Annotated in this window: 11 protein-coding genes; 8 read left to right on the top strand and 3 right to left on the bottom strand. The window is 67.0% G+C overall.

Going from position 1 to position 13,987, the window contains the following annotated elements; genetic code table 11:
• Positions 1 to 160: 160 nt before the first annotated feature.
• From MX571_RS06010 to MX571_RS05990, 5 genes are all read left to right on the top strand, one after another.
• The gene (locus MX571_RS06010; protein ID WP_247414682.1) at positions 161 to 2,068 is read left to right on the top strand and encodes an ABC transporter substrate-binding protein; all 1,908 of its coding nucleotides are present in this window, start codon (positions 161 to 163) and stop codon (positions 2,066 to 2,068) included.
• Between the two features lie 73 nt (positions 2,069 to 2,141).
• Positions 2,142 to 3,116 carry an ABC transporter permease gene (locus tag MX571_RS06005; RefSeq protein WP_282594465.1) on the top strand — a complete coding sequence of 325 codons (975 nt, stop codon included), beginning with the start codon at positions 2,142 to 2,144 and terminating at the stop codon, positions 3,114 to 3,116.
• Between the two features lie 245 nt (positions 3,117 to 3,361).
• Positions 3,362 to 4,513 carry an ABC transporter permease gene (locus tag MX571_RS06000; protein WP_368409039.1) on the top strand — a complete coding sequence of 384 codons (1,152 nt, stop codon included), beginning with the start codon at positions 3,362 to 3,364 and terminating at the stop codon, positions 4,511 to 4,513.
• Positions 4,513 to 5,706, top strand: coding sequence for an ABC transporter ATP-binding protein (locus MX571_RS05995; protein ID WP_247414679.1), 1,194 nt, complete (start codon positions 4,513 to 4,515; stop codon positions 5,704 to 5,706). Before MX571_RS06000 ends, MX571_RS05995 begins: the two co-directional genes overlap by 1 nt.
• On the top strand, positions 5,699 to 7,036 hold the full coding sequence (locus tag MX571_RS05990) for an ABC transporter ATP-binding protein (RefSeq protein ID WP_247414678.1): 1,338 nt from the start codon (positions 5,699 to 5,701) through the stop codon (positions 7,034 to 7,036). The genes MX571_RS05995 and MX571_RS05990 overlap by 8 nt, the downstream gene beginning before the upstream one ends.
• A gap of 66 nt (positions 7,037 to 7,102) precedes the next feature.
• Here MX571_RS05990 and MX571_RS05985 read toward each other — a convergent pair whose 3' ends face one another.
• Positions 7,103 to 8,770: a gamma-glutamyltransferase family protein gene (locus tag MX571_RS05985; protein ID WP_247414677.1), complete on the bottom strand. Its 1,668-nt coding sequence runs from the start codon at positions 8,768 to 8,770 to the stop codon at positions 7,103 to 7,105.
• Between the two features lie 265 nt (positions 8,771 to 9,035).
• On the opposite strand from MX571_RS05985, the gene MX571_RS05980 reads away from it, so the two are divergent.
• From MX571_RS05980 to MX571_RS05970, 3 genes are all read left to right on the top strand, one after another.
• On the top strand, positions 9,036 to 9,290 hold the full coding sequence (locus tag MX571_RS05980; RefSeq protein WP_247414676.1) for a hypothetical protein: 255 nt from the start codon (positions 9,036 to 9,038) through the stop codon (positions 9,288 to 9,290).
• Between the two features lie 15 nt (positions 9,291 to 9,305).
• On the top strand, positions 9,306 to 9,698 hold the full coding sequence (locus MX571_RS05975; RefSeq protein WP_247414675.1) for a hypothetical protein: 393 nt from the start codon (positions 9,306 to 9,308) through the stop codon (positions 9,696 to 9,698).
• A gap of 93 nt (positions 9,699 to 9,791) precedes the next feature.
• Positions 9,792 to 10,910, top strand: coding sequence for a 60S ribosomal export protein NMD3 (locus MX571_RS05970; RefSeq protein WP_247414674.1), 1,119 nt, complete (start codon positions 9,792 to 9,794; stop codon positions 10,908 to 10,910).
• A gap of 382 nt (positions 10,911 to 11,292) precedes the next feature.
• Here the strand turns inward: MX571_RS05970 and MX571_RS05965 are convergent, their stop codons facing one another.
• Positions 11,293 to 13,032, bottom strand: coding sequence for a helicase C-terminal domain-containing protein (locus MX571_RS05965; RefSeq protein WP_247414673.1), 1,740 nt, complete (start codon positions 13,030 to 13,032; stop codon positions 11,293 to 11,295).
• Positions 13,033 to 13,434: 402 nt separating this feature from the next.
• A complete protein-coding gene (locus tag MX571_RS05960) occupies positions 13,435 to 13,647 on the bottom strand; it encodes a DUF7561 family protein (RefSeq protein WP_247414672.1) in 213 nt (70 codons plus the stop codon).
• Positions 13,648 to 13,987 lie beyond the last annotated feature (340 nt).

The raw sequence follows: 13,987 nt of genomic DNA, 5'->3' as shown, positions 1-13,987 counted from the left end.
GACGAGTGACAATTGTTCCAGTTCCAGCACCCACTCCGGAGAGTTCGTCTCCTTCGCCAGTGCATTCGTGGCTAAAATTGGAATTTTACCCTCGATACGTACTTATATCTCAAAATACGCTTCGTAAGAGTAATAACAGCGTGTACCATTCTCACATTGCATGTCACGTGACTACGAATGTCGTGATGATAACCAGCACAAGAAGATCGACCGCCGAGCCTGGCTCAAGGGAATCGGCGTCGCTGGTGCCGCGGCTCTCGCGGGGTGTAGCTCTGGGGGCGGGGGAGACGGGACGGAGGATCCGAGCTCGACGGGGACCGAGAACGGGACGGACGACCCGCTCGGGACGACCCAGGGCACCAGCACCGACGACGGCGAGCGACCGGAGCCGAGCGGTACCTACCGGACGGCGATCGGGAACTCGCTCGGCACGCTGAATCCGCTGTACAACAACGAGAGTACGGCGGGCGGCGTCATCGCCTACGCCCTCGACATGGGCTACGGCTTCAAGCCCGGCACCGAGATGTTCCCCCGCGTCTACGAACTCACCTCCGAGGACAACCAGACCTGGACCGCGACGGTACGCGAGGGGCTGACGTTCAGCGACCCGTACGGGGAGGTCACCGCCGAGGACTTCGTCTACCAGATCAACGAGGTCCAGATGAGCGAGTGGGCGGCGACCGCCGACTCCAACAGCTGGACCAGCGACATGACCGTCGAGCAGACGGGCGACTACGAGTTCACCATCGAACTGCCACAGGTGAACCCGCTCTACCCGGAGACGTACGACCCGCTCCTCTACCCCATCCCGAAGGAACTGATGGAACCGTACGTCGAGGAGCAGGACGCCGAAGGGTTCCAGCAGGACGAGGAGCTCCTCGACCTCTCGTTCGCGGGGAACCTCGGGGCGTACACCCTGGAGAACTGGGAACGGAACTCGCGCATCACGTTCTCTCGGAACGACGACTACTACCTCCGCGACGCCGAGGGGGCCGACCAGGCGTTCAGCAACGCCCCGTACTTCGAGACCCTCGAGGTCCGCGTCATCCCCGAGCAGTCCTCGCGTCTCGGTGCGCTGCAGAACGGCGAGATCGACACGGCGGGGCTCCCGAAGAACCGCGTCAACGAGTTCCAGAGCAACGACGGGACGTACGTCAACGTCGTCCCGCAGCCGTACAACCGCATCATCGCGTACAACTTCCGTGACAACGGCTGGACCGCGGGCCCGGGGAACCTGTTCAGGAACAAGACGTTCCGGCAGGGCCTCGGCTGTGCCGTCGACAAGCAGGCCATCGCCGACGGTATCTACAACGGCTACGCGCAGCCCCACTTCACGTGGCAGCCCGAGTGGTCGAAGTGGTACCCGGACGACGCCGATATCTCGCGGTACGGTGTCGGTGACCTCTACGGTCCGGAGGCGACCCGGAGCCGAATCCAGGAGGCCATCTCGGACACCGACTACAGCTACGACGGCGACCAGCTCGTCAACCCCGACGGCAACCCGGTCGAGATATCGCTGTACTTCAGTCCGACGTCCAGCACGAACGAGGACCTCGCGCAGTACATCAAACAGGAGTACGAGGCGAACGCGGGCATCACCGTCAACGCCCAGCAGATTCAGGGCACGACGTTCCGCGACGACTACTGGTACCAGCAGGTGCCGGAGAACCCCGACGAGTACGAGTGGAGCAACGGCGTGGCCAACGCCGGCCCCTACGAGGTCACCAGCTCCGAGTCGTGGGACATGTCCATCGTCTACGGACTCAACACCTACCCGCTGAACCCGACGGCCGGTGACGTGTTCTTCATCGAGGACTCGGCGTACAACCCGTACGGCTACCAGCCCGAGTGGAACGCCGCCGAACTGTTCGAGCAGGCGTCGACCGCCGAGAGCCAGGAGGCCGTCCAGGAGGCGCTCACGCAGATATTCGTGGAGGTGTCGGAGGCGCAGCCGCTCGGGATGCTCGTCTTCGCGGACGACACCATCGGCTACCGCTCGGGCATCGAAGGTCCCGAGGAGAACTTCTTCAACGGCTGGAACGAGTCGACCTGGTACCGCAGCGAGTAGACACCGGGTCTCCTCTCGGTTCGTGACGTACAGTGCGACACATTAACCGCTATTCGATATAACGACAACACACATGGGATTGGGATGGTATATCACACGCCGGCTCGCCTGGACCTTCGTGGTGACGTTCATCATCATCAGCGTCACGTTCGTTCTGCTCTCTGCAGCGCCGAACCCGGAAGTACAACGGGCTGCGACTCAGGCGGCGCTCCAGGGTGACAGCCCGACCGAGGCGGCAGACCGTATCAGACAGCTTCGCGGACTCGACCGACCACTCACCGAGCGCTACGTCGAGTACGTCACCGGCGTGTACACGCTGGACTGGGGTTGGTCGACGATGAACAACGAACCGGTCACGGAGTCGGTACTCAACGCGCTCTACTACACCGCACAGTACTCGATACCGTGGACGCTGCTGACGATCACGTTAGGACCCATCGCGGGGCTGTACTCGGCCGCCAGTCAGTACAGCTGGAAGGACCACGTCGCGACGGGCATCAGCTTCTTCGGCTACGCGATTCCGAACTTCTTCTTCGGGATCATCCTCCTGTTGATATTCGGGGTCCAACTGGGGTGGGTGCCGGTGTTGTACAGCACCGACGCGGCCCTGTTCAGCTTCGAGAACGTCCGACAGCTCGTTCTGCCGGTGTTCGTCCTCGTGACGGGCTCCATCGGCGGCATCATGCGCGTCTCGCGCAACGAGTCCTCGGAGTACATGACCGCCGACTTCGTGAAGACGGCCAAGGCGAAGGGCGTCTCGCGCTACCGCATCTACGCGCGACACGTCCTGCGGCCGACGATGGTGCCGCTGTCGACCACGATGGTCGCACAGCTCCTCGCGCTGTTCGTCGGGTCGTCGCTGCTCGTCGAGATCGTCTTCGGGATTCCCGGTATCGGCCGGTTGAGCTACGACGCCATCATCGCGCAGGACACCAGCGTCGTGCTCGGGTTCACGCTGTTCTTCACCTTCGTCGGGACGATCAGCAACCTGATCCAGGACCTGGTCTACACCGTCCTCGACCCGCGGATTAGCTTCGACGATCGATAATGGCTGCACAAAACACATCAGAACGGTTCGATACGGTCGATTGGGACGATATCGCGCGGGACGCTCCGACGGGGAGTGGGAGGGCGATGCGTGCGTACCTCGGAGCGCTCGGACTGCTGGTCCTGGTGCTCGTCTACGACGTCGCGGTCGCCAGCGGCGAGCCGACGTTCGCGGCGGTCGGCTGGGAGTACGACGTCTCGCTGTTCCACTGGACGCTCGTCTTCTGCCTCCTCACCTACGTGTTCATGGGGCTCGTCCCGCTGGTCCGCAACTACCGCTACCTCTCGGTGAACTTCCTCGGCATCGTCGTCACGACCGGCGCGTTGCTCGCACTGGTGCTCTACGACGGCGTCTACCTCGCGAACGAAGCCCCCACGTTCGCGGCCATCGGCTGGGACTACAACGTCGAAGGGCTCGACTACCTGTTCGCGTTCTCCCTGCTCGTGTTCGTGTTCTACGCGGTGTTACCGCTGTACCAGAACCCCCGCATGACACGCTACTACTGGTCGGAGTTCAAGAAGAACCGGCCGGCGATGGTGGGCCTCGCCATGCTCGGCTTCGTCTTCGGCGTCGGCATCGTCGGGCCGCTGTTCCTCGACTACCCCCAGGCCGAGTTCTTCCGGAAGTACCAGCCGCCGGTGTACGGGACGGTGAGTACGAACTTCGTCCTCGACTGCGTCGGCACGCAGGCGAACGGCGTCTGCCACGGGACGTGGCAGTACCCCCTCGGGACGACGGGACAGGGACGGGACATCCTCACGATGATCATCTACGGGATGCAGGTCAGCGCGAAGATCGCGTTCGTCACCACGCTCATCGCCATCAGCATCGGGACGGCGGTCGGCACGGTCAGCGCGTACGCGGGCGGCCTCGTCGACGAGGTGCTGATGCGCTACGTCGACATCATGCAGTCGTTCCCGACGCTCATCCTCTACCTGCTCATCCTCTACATCTACGGCGCGGACCTCACGCTGTTCATCCTCCTGCTCGGGTTCTTCTCGTGGAGCGGGACCGCACGCTACGTCCGGTCGAACGCGCTCGCGAAGTCCCAGGAGGAGTACATCAAGGCCGTCCAGCTGAGCGGGGCGAGCCTCTACCGCATCATCCGACGACACATCGTCCCGAACACCGCGAGCAGTATCGTCACCGACCTCACGCTGCTGATTCCCGCGTTCCTGCTCGCCGAGGCACAGCTGGCGTTCCTCGGACTCGGCGACACGGGAATCGCGTCGTGGGGCATCCTCATCTCCGCGGGGCGCAACGACCTCTCGTTCGCGCCGTGGATCACGCTCGCACCGGGAATCTTGCTGTTCCTGACCATCCTCGCGTTCGCCTTCATCGGCGACGGAGCACTCGACGCACTGGACCCCGAGGCCCAGGCGGAGGCTGAATCGTAATGACCGACACACCACTCCTCTCTGTAGAGGACCTCAGAACGACGTTCAAGACCGACGGCGGACTGCTCACCGCCGTCGGCGGTATCGACTTCGAAGTCCGTGCGGGCGAGACGCTCTGCATCGTCGGCGAGTCCGGCTCCGGCAAGACCGTCGCCAGCGAGTCCGTCACGAAACTGATCCCCTCGCCACCGGGCGAGGTGACGGGGAAGGTCGCGTTCCGCGACATGGAGTCGGTCCGGGAGCTCGCCGACGCGTACCCGAAGGCCGTCTTCGACGTGACGCAGGCGGGAGCCGGAGCGGTCGACGACCGCGACCGACCCGGCGACGACGACCAGTTCGTCGTCGTCGAGCGACGACGGAACGGCGAGATTACGCGTGGCTACGTCGACCTCGCCCGTGCCCCGGAGAAAGCGCTTCGGCGCATCCGCGGGGGCGACATCGCCCACGTCTTCCAGAACCCGCAGGACGCGCTCAACCACTGCTACACGGTCGGCTGGCAGATCGTCGAGGCCGTCCAGATGCACGAGGACGTCTCGAAGGCCGAGGCTCGCAAGCGGGCCATCGAGCTCCTCAACGAGGTCGGCATCGCCAACCCGGCGGCCCGCCTCGACGACTACCCCCACGAGTTCTCCGGGGGCCAGAAACAGCGCGTGATGATCGCCATGGCGCTGGTGACGAACCCGGACCTCCTCATCGCCGACGAACCGACGACCGCACTCGACGTGACCGTCCAGTCACAGATACTCAAGCTCCTCGGCAGGCTCCAGGAGGAGTACGGGATGGGCATCCTGTTCATCACGCACGACCTGGGCGTCGTCGCGGAAATCGCCGACCACGTCGTCGTCATGTACGCCGGCAAAGTGATGGAGCGGGGGACCGTCTACGAGATATTCGAGCAGCCGTCACACCCTTACACCCGCGCCCTGCTTGAGTGTCTCCCCGGCGGCGGGCGGGCGGCGGCGGGCATCAGGGGGACCCTGCCGGACCCGACCGACCCACCGGACGGCTGTCGGTTCGCCCCCCGGTGTGAGTACGCCGTCGACGACTGCTTCGAGGGCGGCCAGCCCGAGGAAGCACGGTTGACCGACGACCACTGCGTCTCCTGTGTCTACTACCAGTCGGGCTACGACGAGTCGGCCATCACCGGCGACGATACTACCCCGGCGACCAGTGGAGGGACCGCCGATGACTGAGCGACCGCTGCTGTCGGTGCGGAACCTCGAGAAGCACTACCCCATCAAGCAGGGTATCCTCTCGCGACAGGTCGGGGCGGCACGTGCCGTCGACGGCATCAGCTTCGACATCGCGGAGGGCGAGACGCTGGGGCTGGTCGGCGAGTCCGGCTGTGGGAAGTCGACTGCGGCCACGTCCATCATCCGGCTCGAAGAGCCGACCGGTGGCGAGGTCCTGTTCAACGGTCGGAACTCCGCCGCCGCGAAGGCCGGCGAGACGAACGACGTGACGAAGTTCGGCGACGCCCAGCTGAAGGCGTTCCGCCGGGACGCACAGATGATCTTCCAGGACCCCTCGTCGAGCCTCGACCCGCGGATGACCGTCGGCGGGTCGGTCGCCGAACTGCTCGAGGTCCACGGGATGACCGACAAGAAGCGTCGGCGGGCCATCGTCGAGAACCTGCTCGAAGACGTCGGCCTCTCGGCCGACGACTACGACCGGTACCCCCACGAGTTCTCGGGCGGGCAGAAACAGCGCATCGCACTGGCCCGAGCGCTCGTGTTGAACCCCGACCTCGTCGTCGCCGACGAACCCGTCAGCGCGCTCGACGTCTCGATTCGCGCCGAGATACTGTCGTTGATGAACGACCTGCAGGAGAAGTACGGACTGTCGATGCTGTTCATCAGTCACGACCTCTCGGTCATCCGCGAGGTGAGCGACCGCGTCGCGGTCATGTACCTCGGCGAGATCGTCGAGATCGGTGACACGGAGGAGCTGTTCTCGAACCCGCAGCACCCGTACACCGAGGCGTTGCTGTCGGCCGTTCCGCGGCCCGACCCGCGCCGGAAACGCGACGACATCGAACTCAAGGGTATCGTCCCCAGCCCGACGGACCCGCCCTCGGGCTGTCGGTTCCACACGCGCTGTCACCGCGTCATCCAGCCCGACGAGTACGACCTCGAACAGTCCGAGTGGCGGTCGCTCCTCAACTTCCGGGACGGCGTCGTGAAGGGCGGCCTCGACGTCGAGGCGACGCGGGAGCTACTGAGCACTGGCCCGGCCGAGACCGACGCGGACGCCGAACTCGAAGCCGAACTCCGTCGGGAGTACGACCTGCCGGAGCGCCTCTCGGACCGGGCGGCCGAACGGACGCTCGGCGAGTCCATCGACCACGTCGTCGCCGGGGAGATGGCCGAGGCTCGGGAGGTGCTGTCCTCGGCGTTCGTCACCCCCTGCGAGCAGGAGGCACCGTCGTACACCGACCACGGCGACGGCCACCGCTCGAAGTGCTTCCTCACGCAGGAGGGCGGCGAGTCGCTGCAGAACCGCGCGAGCGTCCGCAACGACTGACCAGCTACCACCCGGCGAACCATTTCTCAGTACGTCGTCCGACGGAGGAGCCGCGGGTTCAGACGGTCAGAAGCCCGTCGCGTTCCCGTCCTTCCGCGGCTCCGTCGCCGCCGAGAGGACGCCGTCGGCGTTCCGGGCGAACTGCGCGCCGCCGAACATCACCGGCGGGAGCACCTGCACGTCGTGGCCCCGCCGGACCAGGCCGTTCTGCACGTCACCCGGAATGCGCGTCTCGACGGCCAGTCGGCCGGACTCCCGGTACCGCCAGCGCGGCGCGTCGAGCGCCTCCTGTGGCGTCATCCCCTCGTCGACGAGGTTCGTGACGACCTGCAGGTGACCCTGCGGTTGCATGAACCCGCCCATCACGCCGAACGCCGCCCAGTCGTCCTCGTCGAACCTGAGTAGCCCCGGAATCAACGTGTGGAACGGCTTCTTCTCCGGTTCCAGCCGGTTGGGGTGGTCGTCGTCGAGCGAGAACGACGCGCCCCGGTTCTGGAGGGCGATGCCGGTGTCTCCGGCGACGAGACCGGAGCCGAACCCCGCGAACCGCGAGTTGATGTACGAGACGACGTTCCCCTCGTCGTCGGCGACGCAGAGCAGGACGGTGTCCGCGTCCTCGGGAAGGTTCGGGTCCCGAGGGTCAGCGGGACCCTGTCCCGCGCTATCCTCCGCGTGGGAGTCCGGGACGCCGAACGAGACGTCGCTCGCCTCGTCGGTCACGTCAGCCGCGCGCTTCTCCGCCCACTCGCGAGAGGCGAGCGGCGGCACCTCCTCGAACTCGGGGTCGGTGATGTAGCGGTGGCCGTCGTGGAACGCTCGCTTCATCGCCTCGCCGAGGCGGTGGTAGCGCTCGACGCCCGTAGCGCTAGCCACGTCGAGTTCGCTCGCGATGTTGAGCGCCTCCAGCGCGATGAGGCCCTGGTTGTTCGGCGGGAGTTCGAACACCTCCACCCCCTCGTAGGTGGTCGAGACGGGGTCGACGAACTCCGGTTCGAACGCTCGGAGGTCGTCCATCGTCATGAACCCGCCTTCCGCCTGCACCTCTTCGACGATTGCCTCGCCGATGGAGCCCTCGTACACCACGTCCGCGCCCTCGTCGGCGATGGCCTGCAGCGACTCGCCGAGTCGGTCGAGGACCATCACCTCGCCCGCCTCGGGCGCGCGCTCACCGTCCACGAGGTACGCCTCGCGGGCGTGGTCGGACTCGAACAGGTCCTCGGCGCCGGTCCAGTGGCTGGCGATGACCTCGCTGACCGGGTAGCCCTCCGTGGCGTACCGGATGGCCGGTTCGAGCGCTTCGGCGAGCGAACGCCGTCCGAACCGCTCGACGGTCGCTTCCCACCCGCGGGCGGTCCCCGGCACGGTGACGGTGTGCGGGCCGAGGTGTGGCATCTCGGCGTCCTCGGGTGTCGTCTCGTCGTTCTCGCCCGCGACGGCCTCCCGCACCTTCTCGCGGGTCGCTTCCCGGGGCGCACCGCCACACGAGCGCATCCCACCGACCTCGCCGTCGGCCGTGCGGTACAGCGCGAACACGTCCCCGCCGAGGCCCGTCGAGGTGGGTTCGGTGACGTTCAGCGCCGCGGCGGTGGCGACGGCGGCGTCGAACGCGTTGCCCCCCTCCTCCAGCACCCGGACGCCCGCCTGAGCGGCGAGCGGTTGACTCGTGGCGACCACGCCGTTCGTGGCGTAGACCGTGGACCGACGCGACCCGAACGTATCGACGTCCCGTTCCATGTCCGAGCCACGCGGACACCCCACATGGCTCCGGCGGTTCGCCTCCCCCTCCTCGTCCAGTTTCACTTTCGCCCCCGTGTTTCCCCGACGGCGAGGCCGCCGTACCCGCCGGTCCGACCGGCGAGTCGCTCGCTGGGACGGGAATCCCGACGGTCCAGCGACATGAACCGTCCCGCCGCCCTCGTGCAGTTCCGCGAAGTCGTCCAGTTTCACCCCACCCGTGAACGTCGCTTATCATCACCTGTCCACTACGTTGGAATCAAGTATGCCTTCGACCTGTCTCTGCGCCGACGGAAGCGGCGGCGACGACGCGCGGCCCCCCGTGGTCGTCGACCGCTCGGACCCGCCGACGCGCTGGCGGTTCGTCTGCCCGAACGGCCACACCGACTGGGACCCGACGAACAACCACCTCTGGTGTGCGACGTGTGCGGCGCTCCACGGCGTCGACCCGGAGTACTGGGAACTGCTCGACAAGAAGACGGGCGAGACCGTCCCCTGGGCGGCCGTCGTCCTCCGGTGACCTCCCGATGGACCGATGACCGACCACACGACGCGACCGGAGACGAGCGACCGGCAGGGAGACCCGGCCGGGCGGGACGGCCCGACGGGTCGCGCCGAACCGACTGCGCCCGCCGACGCCACCACACCCGATGAACCCGACGGGACGGCACCGCCCGCGAACCCGACCGCGGGCGCGCGGTACCTGCTGGGCGCGACGGCGTACTCCCTCGCTCGGCTGGCGTACGCCAGCGCCCTCCCGCTGGCGACGCTCTGTCTGCTCGTCGCCGTCGAGGCTCTCGTCGGCAGTCGTCTGACCGTGACCGTCACCACGGCGACCGACGAGTACGCCGTCCCGCTGACCCGTGCGCTCGTGGCGGTGGTCGTCGCCGTCCTCGTCCGACGGCTGTACGCGCTGAACACCGAGTGAGCGTCTGGGAGCCGACGCCGAGGGCCGAACCCAGGCGACCCACCCGCGGCCCGTGACGCGGGAGTTAACCGTCCGAACGCGCTACCTCCGGCAATGAGTTCACGTACGTCGGGCGAGTTCTGCCCGCGCTGTGGCGACCCCGTCGGGGAGACGGGGCCGCGACCCGGCAACCCGTCCGGGCGGGAGGCGAACCTCTGCGACAAGTGCTACTTCGAGGACTTCGACCTCGTGGACGTCCCCGAGGAGCTACGGGTCCGCGTCTGTGCGCGCTGCGGCGCGGTCCACCGCGGGAACCGCTGGGTCGACGTGGGAGCCGACGACTACACCGACGTCGCCGTCGAGGAGACCCGCGAGGCCCTGGGCGTCCACGTCGACGCCGAGGAGGTGTCGTGGCTCGTCGACCCCGAACAGGTCGACCAGAACACCATCGTCATGCACTGCAACTTCTCGGGGCTCGTGCGGGGGACGGTCCAGGAGGAGGACGTGCAGGTGCGCGTCCGGTTCGCCCGCGAGACCTGCACCCGCTGTTCGCGCATCGCCGGGGACTTCTACGCCTCCGTCGTGCAGGTCCGGGCCGTCGAGCGGAACCCCACCGACGAGGAGGTGACGCAGTCCGTCGAGATGGCCGAGGAGTACATCGAGGCCCGCGAGGAGAAGGGCGACCGCAACGCGTTCATCTCGGAGATCGACGAGAGCGCGGACGGCGTGGACATCAAGATATCCACGACGCAGATGGGCCGAGCCATCGCCGAACGCGTCCGCCGTCGGTTCGGCGGGACCATCACCAACTCCCGGACGCTCGTCACCGAGGACGAGGACGGCAACGAGGTGTACCGCGTCACCTACGCCGTCCGCCTGCCGCCGTACCCTGCCGGGACCGTCGTCGAACCAGCGGACGACGACCCGGTGCTCGTCCGGTCGGCCCACGGCAACCTCAAGGGCGACTACCTCACGACGGGCGAGCACTACGAGGCCTCCAGCGACGACGGCGTCGCCCCCGAGGCGCGACGACTCGGCCACGTCTCGGAGGGACGGGAGACGACGCTCGTCGCCGTCGAGGACGACCACGCGGTGCAGGTGCTCGACCCGGACACGTACGAGACGAAGACCGTCGCCCGGCCATCGTACCTCGACACCGACGCCGACACCGTGACCGTCCTCAAGAGTCGCGCCGGACTCCACGTGCTCCCGGACGACGCCGGCGAGGAGTAGCCCGGCCCGCGGCCTGGAACAGTAGATTGGCAGGCAGTCGTGAACGAGCCAGAGCGACCGCTCTCGACACCCCGCACCGCCAGAACTGACGCGTAGACTACTCGGCTTCTTCGTCCGGTTCGACGCCTTCTCGACCGCGAATCGTCGCGAGTCGTTCCTCGACGGCCTCGTCGAACATGACGAACGGGTCCACGTCCATGTGCGAGCCAATGCCACACGTACACAAAGCTCTTCCCCCGGCGTCGAAAGCGGTTTGCCCACTCACCCGTAGGCGGAGGTATGGACCGTCAGCGACTGTTCGCCCTCCTGATGGCACTGCTGATGATATCGTCGATGTTCATCGGCTTCATCAGTATGCTGTAGCTGGCCGATATCGTGGCGACTACTGCCAGACGTCCCCGAGCGGGTGGTCGTCGAGCGAGCGCTTCCTGGAGCGACTGCGACGGTTTCCGCCTCCACTCGACCCGCCGTCGTTCCCGCTCTCACCGACGGCCGCTGCCGGGTCGAACGGGGGTAGGTCGGGGACCGTCATCCGGTCGACCTGCTCGGCGAACCACGGCGGCATGTCGGTCCGCGCTCGCTCGAACAGGTCGAGCAGCGACGAGTCCGCGAGGTACGTCGCCCCGCTGTCGTCGGGCGCGCGGACGACCCGGCCACACGCCTGGATGACGGTTCGCAGGGCGGCGCGGTAGTACCACGCCCACTGGCCGTCTTCGAGGCGCTGGGCGACCCGAGAATCCCGCGTGTTTGGGTACGGTGCCTTACAGAGCACCTGCCAGCGCGCGAGGTCGTACTTCAGGTCCAGCGCCTCCTCCATCTTCACCGAGACGAACACGTCGGCGTCGTCCGAACGCTTCCACGAGTCCAGCGCCGCGTCCCGCCCCTCCGAGTCGTGCGTTCGGACGCGCTCGCCGACGCCGAAGTCGTTGAGCAGCCGCACCAGCTCCTCGGCGATGGCGTACGAGTGCGCGTGAATCAGGCCCTTCTCGTCGGGGTGGCGCTGCATCAGTCGGACGACGAGACGCGCGATTTTGGGAAGGGTCTCCTCGCGGTGCTCGTAGGTCATCTTCCCCTGTGTCGCGTCGAACAGCGGCCGGTTCTCGACCGGGAACGTGTGCTCGACGTCCACGAGGGCGACCCGCGAGGGGTCCAACCCGGACGACCGACAGAACGCCTCCTTGTTCAGAATCGTCGCCGACAGGAGCGCGAACTTCGTCCCCCGGTCCCAGACGGTGTGTTTCAGGTACCGCTCGGGGTCCATCGGTTTGACGACCACCTTCGAGCCCGCACCCTCGTGCTGGTCGACGACCCACGTCGTCGCGCTCTCGGGGTCGCGGGCGTCCTCGACGAACCACTGCAACTCGCGGATCAACTCGGCGATACGGTCGCGCTCGGCGACCTCCTCCTGGGACAGTTCGATCTCGCTGCGCAGCTCCTCCTGTCGGCGCTTGCAGAGCGTGACGAGGGTGTCCGCGTACTTCGCGGCGTCCTCGCTGTCCTCGACTGCGGGTGCCGGTTTCTGCCCCCACATCGGCACCGTCGACGGGCCGAGTTCGATGGTCGCGTACATCTCGGCCCACTCCGCGAGGCCGTGGGCCTCGTCGACGACGACGACGTCTCGCTGGCCGAACACCTCCGACCCGGCCATCTGCATGAAGTACGCGAGCGTCATCGCCGCGATGTCGCGGTTCGAGGCGATGTCCCGGTCGGAGAAGTACGGACAGCGGTGTTTGACGGGACAGTCGAACCCGCGCTCTCTCGCACAGGGGGCCTGGTCGACGGGCGTCATCGTCTCGCCCGGCAGGATACACGAGTAGTTGCCCTTCCCCCGGACGAGCGAGAGGTCGGTCAGGAGCGGGTCGCTCGCCACGTCGTCTAGCTGTGAGACCTGCGGCGTCGTGTAGTACGACCCGACGGGTTTCGCGGCGTCGTCCTCGCCAGCGCGTCGGGCACACCCGGCGATGGCCCGCGCGAGCAGTGACTTCCCGCTGCCGGTCGGCGCGCGGACGAGGACCACGTCGTTGCCCGCCTCGAACGCCGCGCGGATGTCCGCGAGCGCCTGTTCCTGCGCGCCGCGGAAAGAGGGGGCGGGGAACTCCTCGACGATGCGGGACGGCTTCACGTCTGGTGGTGTTCCACGACGGGCGTAAAGTTGCCGACTAGGAGTGAACGGTGGATTCGAATCTACTGGTGGTGAGCAAGTCGATGACGCCTCGAAAGCCCCCGACCGCTCGTGGCCTGCAACTCGCTGCGCTCCTCGCTCACTGCGTTCGCTGTGGTGCTTGCGTCGTTTCGGCTCACGAGCGGTCGGCCCCTTTCAGTCCAACCCGCATCGACAGTCTGACTGGTCATCGCGGGGGGACTGAAAGGGGCGAGACGCTGGGCGAAGGAGGCCGACGCAAGCACCGCAGGCCGGAGGCCGAGGAGCGCAGCGAGGCCCCCGAGTCCAGCGTCTCGGGGCTTTCGAAGTGTTCACGGCGTCTGTCGAGACGATTCCTCCGAATCCACCGAATACTCCACTCCCTCACTCAGATGCCAGCGCTTCGACGTCCGCCGCGGTCACGTCCCGGTCATCAGGGAGGCGGTCGATGCAGTCGAAACAGAGGAACCAGTCGGTGCCGTCGGCGAGTTCGAGCGCCAGCCCCTCGCTCGGGCCGGGGTCGAACGTCCAGAGGTTGGCGATACCGCCGGCGACCCGGACGCGCCGCCCACAGGCGTCGCACGTCTGCTTTCCCATACCGTCGAGGAGGCGACGAGGGCTAATCAGTGACCGGGCGAGCGACGCGCGCGAACCGGTTCCCAGCCCAGGTCCGAATCGCGTGCGACAGCCACGAACGACGTGCGTCAGACGGTAAAGCGGTCGTTTGAACCTACGGCAGGGGTTTATCACTACCACCCATCGGAGTAGTTGCCGGTCGCGGCCACGGAACGGTTCCGACCCCCCAACCGACCGACCTCGACCGGTCCCCGTCTCCCGCTGCCCCTCGGCGGGAGCCCCCTCCGACAGTCTCAGGTCCCCCTGCCCGGTCCCACCGGGCGCACCGGTTCCCCGACCGGCCCTCCACTTCCTCCACCGC

The sequence above is a fragment of the Halomarina salina genome (assembly GCF_023074835.1).
Classification (GTDB): Archaea; Halobacteriota; Halobacteria; order Halobacteriales; family Haloarculaceae; genus Halomarina; species Halomarina salina.
Note: the sequence above shows the minus strand (reverse complement) of the source record. Positions and strands in the feature narration are given on the sequence as shown.

Bases quoted from the DNA above. Each gene is read 5' to 3' on its own strand.
- MX571_RS06010 (WP_247414682.1), top strand. From the start codon at position 161: ATGTCACGTGACTACGAATGTCGTGATGATAACCAGCACAAGAAGATC.
- MX571_RS06005 (WP_282594465.1), top strand. From the start codon at position 2,142: ATGGGATTGGGATGGTATATCACACGCCGGCTCGCCTGGACCTTCGTG.
- MX571_RS06000 (WP_368409039.1), top strand. From the start codon at position 3,362: ATGGGGCTCGTCCCGCTGGTCCGCAACTACCGCTACCTCTCGGTGAAC.
- MX571_RS05995 (WP_247414679.1), top strand. From the start codon at position 4,513: ATGACCGACACACCACTCCTCTCTGTAGAGGACCTCAGAACGACGTTC.
- MX571_RS05990 (WP_247414678.1), top strand. From the start codon at position 5,699: ATGACTGAGCGACCGCTGCTGTCGGTGCGGAACCTCGAGAAGCACTAC.
- MX571_RS05985 (WP_247414677.1), bottom strand. From the start codon at position 8,770: ATGGAACGGGACGTCGATACGTTCGGGTCGCGTCGGTCCACGGTCTAC.
- MX571_RS05980 (WP_247414676.1), top strand. From the start codon at position 9,036: ATGCCTTCGACCTGTCTCTGCGCCGACGGAAGCGGCGGCGACGACGCG.
- MX571_RS05975 (WP_247414675.1), top strand. From the start codon at position 9,306: ATGACCGACCACACGACGCGACCGGAGACGAGCGACCGGCAGGGAGAC.
- MX571_RS05970 (WP_247414674.1), top strand. From the start codon at position 9,792: ATGAGTTCACGTACGTCGGGCGAGTTCTGCCCGCGCTGTGGCGACCCC.
- MX571_RS05960 (WP_247414672.1), bottom strand. From the start codon at position 13,647: ATGGGAAAGCAGACGTGCGACGCCTGTGGGCGGCGCGTCCGGGTCGCC.